Origin of the sequence: Mesorhizobium sp. M1E.F.Ca.ET.041.01.1.1 (assembly GCF_003997355.1) — a bacterium.
Classification (GTDB): Bacteria; Pseudomonadota; Alphaproteobacteria; order Rhizobiales; family Rhizobiaceae; genus Mesorhizobium.
This window is the reverse complement of sequence record NZ_RZSL01000174.1, coordinates 1-10,520: the sequence shown is the minus strand read 5'-3', so window position 1 is coordinate 10,520 and position 10,520 is coordinate 1. Positions and strand designations below refer to the sequence as shown.

8 protein-coding genes are annotated in these 10,520 nt (G+C 64.0%); all 8 read right to left on the bottom strand.

The genetic code is table 11. The features are described 5' to 3' along the window. Nucleotides 1–209: 209 nt before the first annotated feature. Nucleotides 210–1,049, bottom strand: a complete 840-nt coding sequence (locus tag EOA38_RS16275; RefSeq protein WP_127299681.1) for an alkaline phosphatase family protein — start codon at nt 1,047–1,049, stop codon at nt 210–212. A gap of 92 nt (nt 1,050–1,141) precedes the next feature. Then, a complete protein-coding gene (locus tag EOA38_RS16270) occupies nt 1,142–2,797 on the bottom strand; it encodes an ABC transporter ATP-binding protein (protein ID WP_127299680.1) in 1,656 nt (551 codons plus the stop codon). Next, nucleotides 2,797–3,618 carry an ABC transporter permease gene (locus tag EOA38_RS16265; protein ID WP_127220284.1) on the bottom strand — a complete coding sequence of 274 codons (822 nt, stop codon included), beginning with the start codon at nt 3,616–3,618 and terminating at the stop codon, nt 2,797–2,799. The genes EOA38_RS16270 and EOA38_RS16265 overlap by 1 nt, the downstream gene beginning before the upstream one ends. Nucleotides 3,619–3,658: 40 nt before the next feature. After that, nucleotides 3,659–4,618 (bottom strand): ABC transporter permease, encoded by a 960-nt coding sequence (locus EOA38_RS16260; protein ID WP_126090689.1) that lies wholly within the window; start codon nt 4,616–4,618, stop codon nt 3,659–3,661. Between the two features lie 96 nt (nt 4,619–4,714). After that, on the bottom strand, nt 4,715–6,304 hold the full coding sequence (locus EOA38_RS16255; RefSeq protein ID WP_126090690.1) for an ABC transporter substrate-binding protein: 1,590 nt from the start codon (nt 6,302–6,304) through the stop codon (nt 4,715–4,717). Nucleotides 6,305–6,452: 148 nt separating this feature from the next. After that, nucleotides 6,453–8,438 carry a CocE/NonD family hydrolase gene (locus EOA38_RS16250; protein WP_127299679.1) on the bottom strand — a complete coding sequence of 662 codons (1,986 nt, stop codon included), beginning with the start codon at nt 8,436–8,438 and terminating at the stop codon, nt 6,453–6,455. A gap of 165 nt (nt 8,439–8,603) precedes the next feature. Then, nucleotides 8,604–9,449 carry a fumarylacetoacetate hydrolase family protein gene (locus EOA38_RS16245; protein WP_126090692.1) on the bottom strand — a complete coding sequence of 282 codons (846 nt, stop codon included), beginning with the start codon at nt 9,447–9,449 and terminating at the stop codon, nt 8,604–8,606. Nucleotides 9,450–9,677: 228 nt separating this feature from the next. Beyond that, on the bottom strand, nt 9,678–10,409 hold the full coding sequence (locus tag EOA38_RS16240; protein ID WP_127299678.1) for an SDR family oxidoreductase: 732 nt from the start codon (nt 10,407–10,409) through the stop codon (nt 9,678–9,680). Nucleotides 10,410–10,520 lie beyond the last annotated feature (111 nt).

Sequence of the window (10,520 nt, the reverse complement as noted above, 5' to 3'; positions counted from 1 at the left end):
CCCACGCACACGCTCGCCTGGGCCGCCTGGTGTATCGCCAGGCTCGGAGGCTGGAACGGCTACGAAAAGGAACGCCCGCCAGGGCCCATCACCTTCACCCACGGCCTCAGACGCTTCAACGCCATCACACACGGCTTCGTTCTGGCCTCGCAAAAATGAGCCCGAAGCAAATGTGTGCGCACGCTAGCCCCTTGCGGGAGAAGGGGGAGCTAAACCAAAAACGGCTTCGCCTTCATCGTCGCCGGTACTTCCACACCGAGCCGGCTCAGCACCGTCGGCGCTAGCTGCAGCTGGTCGAGCAGCGTATCGGCCTCGGGACCTTTGCCCGGGCCGAAATAATAGAGCGCGAAATCCTGCATCTCGTCGTCGTGGCCGCCGTGATGGCCGCGGTTCGTCTGGCCGTGGTCGGCGGTGACGATCACCTCGTAGCCGGCCTGGCGCCAGCCGGGCAGGAAGGCGGCGAGCATGCCGTCCATCGCGTAGCAGGCGTGGTCCATCTCGTGGCAGTCATGGCCGAAGCGATGACCCATGGAGTCCAGCGTGCAGGTGTGCAGGATGCCGTAGTCGATGCCGTGGCGCCGGGTAAGCATGGTCAGCGTCGCGAACAGGTCGACGTCGCTCGGCGTCGTCTGGTTCCTGAGATTGTAGCCGGTCATGGTGTGGAAACGGCCATGCGTGATCGGCCCGCCCGGCTCGTCGAACTCCATGTCCTGGACGAGATCGAACGGGTGGGAGCGGAAGAATTCCGACCAGTAGGAATGGGTCACCGCACCGGTCTTGCCGCCGGCTCTGCTGACCTCGGAGAAGATATCCGGCTGCTCGACCCGGAACCGGTTCTCGTTGGAAAGGATGCCGTGCACCTGTGGCGTCACCCCGGTATGGATCGAGGCGTAGCAGCAGGCCGAGGTCGACGGCAGCACCGAACGCATCTTCCACACCTGCGCCTCGCCCGACTGCGCCCAGCCTTCGAGATTGCCCATCAGCCGTCGCCAGTTCCGGTACGGCACGCCGTCGAGGATGATGAGCAACAGTTTGGATGTGAGCGCCACGGGCGGCTCCATGCGGTCTTGCGGGAGAGGTCAGCATCGAGGGCCTGGCCAGTCCGGCCAAGCCCCAGAAACGCAGAGAAGAGGACGCCAGCTCAGTTGCCGGCGCTTTCCATGCGCCGTCCCGAGATGGCCTTCTCCAGCCAGCCGATCTCCATTTCCGGCACGGAGGAGAGTAGGAGGTCGGTGTAGGCGTCGAAGGGCGGCGTCAGCACCTTGCTCTTGGAGCCGTAGCGCACCACCTCGCCGCGATACATCACCGCGATCGAATCCGCGATCGACTTCACCGTGGCAAGGTCGTGGGTGATGAAGAGGTAGGCGACCTTCTCGACCTGCTGCAGGTTGAGCAACAGCTTGAGGATGCCATGTGCGACCAGCGGGTCGAGCGCCGACGTCACCTCGTCGCAGATGATCAGCTTCGGCTTGGCGGCGAGCGAACGGGCGATGCAGACACGCTGCTTCTGGCCGCCGGAAAGCTCGGCCGGATAGCGGTCGATGAAGCCCTTGCCCATCTCGATCTCGTCGAGCAGCTCGGCGACGCGCTTGTCGCGCTCGCGGCCTCTCATGCCGAAATAGAATTCCAGCGGCCTGCCGATGATGGTGCCGACCGTCTGGCGCGGATTCATCGCCACGTCGGCCATCTGGTAGATCATCTGCAACTGGCGCAGGTCTTCCTTCGGCCGGTCCGAAAGCCTGTTGCCGAGCGTGCGGCCGTCGAAGACGACGCTGCCCTGTTCTGGCGGCAAGAGGCCGGTGATGGCGCGCGCCAGCGTCGATTTGCCGGAGCCGCTCTCGCCGACGACCGCCAGCGTCTGGCCCGGATAGATGTCGACCGAGACGTTCTTCAGCACCTTGACGTGGCCGCCGCCATAGGCGGCCGTCACGTTTTTCACCGAAAGCATCGGCGCTGTGCCGGGCTGTTGCTCCTGGTGCTCGATCTCATGCACCGACACCAGCGCATTCGTGTATTCCTGGCGCGGCTCCTTGATGATCTGGCGCGTGCCGCCCCATTCGACCAGCCGGCCGTGGCGCAGCACCATGATCTCGTCCGATACCTGGGCCACCACGGCGAGGTCGTGGGTGATGTATAAAGCCGCCACATGGGTGTCGCGGATGGCGTCCTTGATCGCCGCCAGCACGTCGATCTGCGTCGTCACGTCGAGCGCCGTAGTCGGCTCGTCGAAGACGATCAGGTCCGGTTCCGAGCAGAGCGCCATCGCCGTCATCACGCGCTGCAGCTGGCCGCCGGAGACCTGGTGCGGGTAGCGCTCGCCGATCGTCTCCGGATTAGGCAGGCTAAGCTTCTTGAACAGCGCCACGGCGCGCTTCTCGGCCTCGCCCCGGGTCGCGGTGCCATGCAGAAGGGCGGCTTCCACCACCTGGTCGATCAGCTTGTGCGCCGGGTTGAAAGCGGCCGCCGCCGACTGCGCGACGTAGCAGACCTCGCGCCCGCGCAGCGCCCGCACGCCCTTCGGGCCGGCCTTGAGGATGTCGCGGCCATTGAGGATCACCTCGCCTCCGGTGATGCGCACGCCGCCGCGGCCGTAACCCATCGACGACAGGCCGATGGTCGATTTGCCGGCGCCGGATTCGCCGATCAGGCCGAGCACCTTGCCCTTTTCCAGGGTCAACGAGACGTCGTGGACGAGGGTGATGGTCTTCGGCGCTTCCCCCGGCGGATAGACCGTCGCTTCGATGCGCAGATTGCGGATGTCGAGGAGCCGGCCGGATTTTGCTTTGCTGTCAGCCATCACCCGCGCCCTCCCTTGAGGCTTGTCGTGCGGTTGAGCACCCAGTCGGCGACGAGGTTGACCGAAATGGCCAGAACCGCGATCGCGGCCGCCGGGATGAGCGCCGCCGGAATACCGAAGACGATGCCGTCCTTGTTTTCCTTGACCATGCCGCCCCAGTCGGAATCCGGCGGCTGCACGCCGAGGCCAAGGAAGGACAGCGCCGAAAGGAAAAGCACGGCGAAGATGAAGCGCACGCCGAGTTCGGCGACCAGCGGCGACAGCGCGTTGGGCAGGATCTCGCGGAAGATGATCCAGCCACTGCCCTCGCCGCGCAGCTTCGCCGCCTCGACGTAGTCCATGACGTTGATGTCGACGGCGACCGCGCGGGACAGGCGGTAGACGCGGGTCGAATCGAGGATGCCCATGACCAGGATCAGCGTCAGCGTGTTCGTCGGCAGCACCGAGAGCACGACCAGGCCGAAGATCAGGGTCGGGATCGACATCAGGAGGTCGACGAAGCGTGACATCAGCGTGTCGAACCAGCCGCCAAACACCGCCGCCGAGAAGCCGAGGATCGAGCCGAGCGAGAAGGAGAGCGCCGTCGCCGCCACCGCGATCTCAATGGTGATGCGCGCGCCGTAGATCATGCGCGAGATGAGGTCGCGGCCGAGATTATCGGTGCCCAGCCAATGGGCCGCCGACATCGGCTCCCAGACATCGCCGACGATCTCGCCATTGCCGTGCGGCGCGACCCACGGCGCGAATATGGCGCAAAACGCAAAGGCGGCCGTCAGGATAAGCCCGATCCAGGCGGTGAATGGGATTTGTCGCAGCGCCATTCGCCTCAGTTCCCCCTCTGATCGTTTCGTATCGGGCCAGTCACTTTGGATGCCTCAGTCTCGGATTGGCCGCGATGGCGGCGATGTCCGCCACTATGTTGAGCGTGATGTAGACCGCGGCGAAGATCAGCCCGACCGCCTGCACCACGGGCACGTCGCGCTTGGAGACATGGTCGACCAGATACTGTCCCATGCCGGGATAGACGAAGATCACCTCCACCACCACGACACCAACGATAAGGTAGGCGAGGTTGAGCATGACGACGTTGACGATCGGCGCGATCGCGTTGGGGAAGGCGTGCTTGCGGATGATGTCGAAGGGCTTCAGCCCCTTCAACTCCGCGGTCTCGATGTAGGCCGACTGCATAACGTTGAGGATCGCGGCGCGCGTCATGCGCATCATGTGCGCCAGCACCACAAGCGTGAGCGCGGTAGCCGGCAGAACGACGGCCTGCAGCCGCTCGAGGAAAGGTGTCGATTCATCCACCGTCGAGATGCTCGGGAAGATCTGCCAATGCACGGCGAAAACGAAGATCAGCACATAGCCGATGAAGAATTCGGGGAATGAAGTCGAGGCGAGCGCCAGGCCGGAGATCAGTTTGTCGACGAAGCCGTTGCGGTAGCGCACGGCGATCAGTCCGAGAATGACCGCAAGCGGTACCGCGACGATCGCCGCGCATGCGGCAAGAAACAGCGTGTTCTTCAGCCGGGTGCCGATCGAACTTGCGATGTCCAGCCCGCTCGACTGGGCCGTGCCGAAATCGCCGTGCAGGATCCCGCCGAGCCAGTGCAGGTAGCGCAGCCATGCCGGATCATTCAGGCCGAGCTGTTCGCGCAGGTTGGCCAGGGCCTCGGGCGTCGCGGCCTGGCCTAGGATCGCCTGGGCGACGTCACCAGGCAGAATCTGGGTGCCGGCGAAGATCAGGACCGAAACAGCCAGCAAAAGAACCAGGCCCAGCAAGATGCGCTGAGCGACCAACTTCAAGATTGGAGACGACATCGGCAACCCGCAACGTTCAGGAAGGGACGCCTGCCTTTCGGGCAAGCTGTGAAAGCAAGGAAGGGCCGGTTTCGACCGGCCCTTCCTTTTCCTTCGTCACGCCTGCAGCCAGCACTGGATCAGGGCGTGGCCGTTGGCCAGTTCCTGCGCCGGGTTGTCGACCCAGCCCTCGACGCCCTTGCCGGTCGCGTCGACGAACTGGTTGAAGAACGGCACGATGAGACCGCCTTCGTCGCGCATCATCTCGCCCATGTCGCGGTAGATCTTCTTGCGTTTGGCCTCATCGAGCTCGCCGCGCGCCGCAAGCACCATCTTGTCGAAATCGGGGCGCTTGAAGCGCGTGTCGTTCCAATCGGCGGTTGAGAGATACGCCGTCGAGTACATCTGGTCCTGCGTCGGCCGGCCGCCCCAGTAGGAGAGCGAGAAGGGCTGCTTGTTCCAGACTTCAGTCCAGTAACCGTCGCCGGGCTCGCGCTTGATCTCGATCTTGATGCCGGCCTTGGCGCAGCTCTGCTGATAGAGCTGGGCGGCGTCCACCGCGCCGGGGAAGGCGACGTCGGAGGTGCGCAGAAGGATCGAGCCGCTGTGGCCTGATTTCTTGTAGAGCGCTGCCGCCTTTTCCGGATCGAACTTGCGCTGCTCGATATCCTCGGAGAACAGCGGATAGGCTTTGTTGACCGGCATGTCGTTGCCGACCGAGCCATAGCCACGCAGAATCTTCTGCAGCATTTCCTCGCGGTCCATGGCGAGCTTCAGCGCCATCCTGAGGTCATTGTTGTCGAAAGGTGCGGTGTCGCAGAACATGTTGAAGGGATAGAAGCCGCGGCCCGAGGCGGCGCGAATGGTGACGCCCGGCAGCCGCTTGACCAGATCGACGATCTTCGGCTCGACGCGGTTGATCATGTTGACCTGGCCGCCTTGGAGCGCGGCGGTCCGCGCCGTTGCGTCGTTGATGATGATGATCTCGACCTGGTCGGCATGACCATATTTGTCGGGCTGCCAGTAATTGGCGAAACGCTCGCCGCCGTACTTCACGCCCGGCTTGTTGATGGCCACCTTGTATGGGCCGGTGCCGATGCCGGCGTCGGGCTTGTCCATGCCGCCGTTCGGCTGGATGATCAGATGGTAGTCGGCCATCAGATAGGGCATGTCGGCGTTCGGATCCTTCAGCGTGACCACGACATTGCCGCCATCGGTCTTGATGGTGTCGATGCCCTTAAGCACGCCGAGCGCGCCAGACTTCGACTTCTCGTCGCTGTGGCGCTTCAGCGTCGCCACCACGTCGTCCGGGGTCACTTCCTTGCCGTTGTGGAACTGGACGCCCTTGCGGATCTTCATTGTCCAGGTCTTGGCGTCGTCCGACGCGCCGATCTCCTCGGCGATGAGATATTCGACACCGCCGCCCGGCGCGAGTTCGACCAAGGTCTCGCCCCAGACTTTGCCGAAGGCAAACGGAACCTGGCTGGCGTCCAGCGCCGGGTCGAGGCTGTCGGTGGATGCACCACCAACCATGCCTGCTTTCAGCGTGCCGCCCTTGACCGGACCAGCGGCGCGGGCAGCGCTCGAAAGCAGCGAATTGGCAAAGGTAGCGGTGACGCCGAGCGCGGCGGCACGGCCAAGGAAATCGCGGCGGCTGAGCTTGCCGGACGCGACACGGCGGCTGAGATATTCGAGTTCTTTAGACATTATGGTTCCTCACTCTGATGGTTCGACCTTGCGGTCGTTTCTTGTTTTCTTGTGAGGGATAATGACCGCAACGGAAAGCTGTAAGCAAGACCGAATGCGACATGCCGTGGCGTAAATGGCGCGTCGCATTGGACCAATCTTTCAGCAGTCAGACGAGGGCGCGGGGAATCGCCTGCTCGAAGTTGCGTTCGAAAACCAGCTTCTCGTCCTCATAGGCCTCGATTCTGGCGCTGAGGATGAAGTTTTGGGCGTCCGAGCGCATGTTGGCGAAGGTCTCGGTCCGCACCGACCATTCATTCCGCGACAAGGTCTGCGTCCAATGGGTGCTTCCCGTCGCCGACTGCGGATCGTCGGGATGGATCGCCCATGTCTCCCGGACGATGCTGCCGTTGACGAGCCCGTGCGCAAGGTCGCGCACCTCGCCGAAATCATCCGTTATGGAAAGTGTGACGACCCCGGTCTTTTCATTGCGGTCGATGTGCCGTTCGGAGTTGGTGGGCCTGATCGTCTCCGTCGCCCAGGGGGTGGCTCCCTCCGGTTCGGCGAACGAGACCTCGTCGCCTTTCGCCAGCGGGCGAAGCGGCAGCTTGAGCGTCGCCGCCGACAATTCGAGCGTCACCGGCTCCGGCGAAGGCCAGATCATCGGCCAGTAGGCTGTCGAAATGGCAACGCGCAGTTTGTGGCCCACCGGCACGCGATAGGCGCACTGGTCGAGCACGACGCGTGCCGAGACGGTCTCGCCCGGCGTCAGCGCCTGCGGGAACTCATGCGAGTTGCGATGCGTGAGATTGAGCACGCCATAGGAGATCAGCTCCGAGGCGCCGTCGGGATGCACGTCGCAGAGCCGCACCGCGATGTTGGCCTGGCGCCGATCGGAGGCAACCCGCACTTCGAGCTCCGGCGCGCCGACGATGTCGATCGCCTGCTCGAGCTCGGCCTGGTCGAAGCACACCGAAAGCGCGTCGTCAGGACGCTGGTCGCCCGGCAATTCCGGACCGAAGGTGAATGGAAAATACTCGCCGCCGGCGAGCCCGCAATTCTGCGGCGAGGCGACGATCGCCGGCTTGGCGCCACCAGGAACGAGCTCGGTCACCTCGACCTTGATGTTGGGCGACGGCCATTCCCGCTCCGCCACCCAGCGGCCCGGCCGCTCCGGATGCCATCGGGCCGGCCGCACGCTGTCCATGACATAGGCGCGGTAGTCCGGATCGTTCTCGACGCCTGTCTCGGCGCCCTTCAGCCAGCGGTCCCACCAGCGCAGCGCCTCCTGCAGGAAGCCGATGGCCGGACTGGGCGCGGCGTAGTGCGGGTATTTGTGGATCCAGGGCCCGACGATGCCCTTAACCGGTGCCTCGATGTTGGTGACGAGATTGGAGATCGTGTTGCGGTAACCGTCATGCCAGCCGCCGATCGACAGCACGGCCGCATGAACAGCCGAGAAATCCTCGCAGATCGAGCCGCGCTTCCAATAGGCGTCGCGATGCTGGTGGCTGAGCCAGAGCGGCAGAAGGAAAGGCTGGTTCTCCAGCCGGCTGAGCCACAGGTCGCGCCAGCGGTTGCCACCGGCAATCAGCGGATCCGGCGGACGCGACGAATAGGAGAGCATCGTCGAGGCCCAGCCGAAATTCTCGAGCAACAGGCAGCCACCCTTGTAGTGGATGTCGTCGGCATAGCGGTCGACGGTCGAGCACAGGCTGATCACCGCCTTCAGCGCCGGCGGCTGCTTTGCCGCGACCTGCAGGCAGTTGAAGCCGCCCCAGGAGATGCCCATCATGCCGACACTGCCGTTGCACCAGGGTTGCGCGGCCGCCCAGGCGATGACGTCACAGGCGTCCTGCAATTCCTGCTCGGAATATTCGTCGTCCATCAGCCCTTCGGAATCGCCATTGCCGCGCATGTCGACGCGGATCGAAGCGTAGCCATGGCCGGCGAAATAGGGATGCGTCAGCTGATCGCGGAAGATGGTGCCGTCACGCTTGCGATAGGGCAGATGCTCGAGGATCGCCGGCACCGGATTTTCCGCCGCATCCTCCGGCATCCATATGCGGGCCGACAGCTGGCAGCCATCCGGCATGACGATGGCCATGTCGGGAAATTCGACGACCTTGCGAGGGAATTCAATGACGGCTTTCATGGGCCGCATAACGCCCTGCCCGGAGATGACTTTCAATCGCTATTCGCGACCTGGCGCAGCGAAATCTGCGACCTGTCACGAAGGCGGGCGGCTGGAGCGGTTCAGCGTTTTGGCAGAATCGCTCCGGCTATTTGTCTTCACGCAATCCCGGACCAGATACGAGCCTTACTCGTCCGCCTTGAAGGTCTGCTTCTGCTGGCCCATGCCTTCGATGCCGAGCTCGACCACGTCGCCGGCTTTCAGGAACACCGGCGGCTTCATGCCGAGGCCGACGCCGGGCGGCGTGCCGGTGGAAATGATGTCGCCGGGATGCAGCGACATGAACTGGCTGAGATAGGACACCAGATATTTGACGCCGAAGACCATGGTCCTGGTCGAACCGTTCTGCATGGTCTTGCCGTTGACGGTCAGCCACATCTTCAGGTTCTGCGGATCGGCGATCTCGTCCTTGGTCACCAGCCAGGGGCCGATAGGACCGAAAGTGTCGCAGGACTTGCCCTTGGTCCACTGGCCCTGGCGCTCGGCCTGGAAGGCGCGCTCGGAAACATCGTGTGCAACGCAATAGCCGGCAACATAATCCAGCGCGTCATCCTCGCTGACATACTTCGCCGTCTTGCCGATGACGACGCCAAGCTCCACCTCCCAATCGGTCTTGACCGAGCCGCGCGGGATCAGCACGTCGTCGTCCGGCCCGACGATGGCCGAGCTTGCCTTCATGAAGATGATCGGCTCGGGCGGCACGGTGGCGCCGGTCTCGGCGGCATGGTCGGAATAGTTGAGACCGATGCAGATGAATTTTCCGGTGCCGGCAACGCAGGCGCCCATGCGCGGCTTGCCGGAAACGGCCGGAAGCGATTTCGGATCGAGCTTGGAGAGCACGTCCAGCGAAGCCGGATTGAGCGCCGTGCCGGCGATGTCGGGGATGTAGGCCGAAAGGTCGCGGATTGTCCCATCCTGATCGAGCAGACCGGGCCGTTCGCTGCCTGCCTCGCCATAGCGCAACAACTTCATCTTTCTTCTCCACCTTGCGGCCAAAGGCCGTTTTGCAACACTCTTCGCCCGGATGACGGCTTCACTGCGAAGGCCGGCGGACCGTATTCGTCAGCCCGATCTCCGGCAAGCACGCATGGCGCTCAGGGCCGCCGGCGGGCAGGATTTTCAGACTTTCCGATCCTCTGCCAATTAACGCGGGGTTGGGCGCGATCTTTCTGTCCGCCAACGGTCTTTTCCCGGCGGCGATCAGATCGACCAGCCGCCGTCGATATTATAGGCCTGACCCGACGTGTAGGTCGCTCCCGCCAGATAGACGGCGAGATCGGCGATCTCCTCGGGCGTACCCAGCCTTCCCATGGGCTGACGGGCGATGAAGGCGGCACGCGCCGCCTCATAGTCGCCCTGCGCATGCATGCGGTCCTGCAGCGACGGGCTCTCGACCGTGCCCGGGCAGATGGCATTGCAGCGGATTCCTCTGGCGACATAGTCGGCGGCGACCGCTTTGGTGAGGCCGACGACCGCCGCCTTGGTCAGGCCATAGACGAAGCGGTTCGGCACGCCCTTCTGCGAGCTCGCCAGCGACGCTATGTTGATGATCGAGCCGTCGCCGCGCTCCAGCATGCCGGGCAGCACGGCGCGGATGGTGCGGATCATCGAGTGGACATTGAGGTTCAAGGCGAAGTCGAGGTCCTCATCCTTCATTTCGAGGATGGAGCCCGAATGGACGAAGCCGGCGCAATTGAACAGCACGTCGACCGGGCCGATCTCGGCGAAGGCAGCAGCGACGGCCGCGTCGTTCAGCACGTCGAGCTTGCGGGTCTTGATGCCGGATGTCTTGGCGAGTTCAGCCAGCTGCGGCTCGTTGATGTCGGTGGCGTGAACCGTGGCGCCTGCCTTGGCGAAAGCCAGCGCGCTTGCCCGGCCGATGCCTTGCGCCGCCGCGGTGACCACAGCCACCTTGCCTGCCAGATCCGCCATGCCTTTTCTCCTCGCCTGCCTGGTGCGTCCGCCTTTATCGATGGCCGGCTGCGGCGTCGTGTGCCAGACAGCCGGCATCGTGCGGCCTACGCTGCGATTTCACAGATAAAG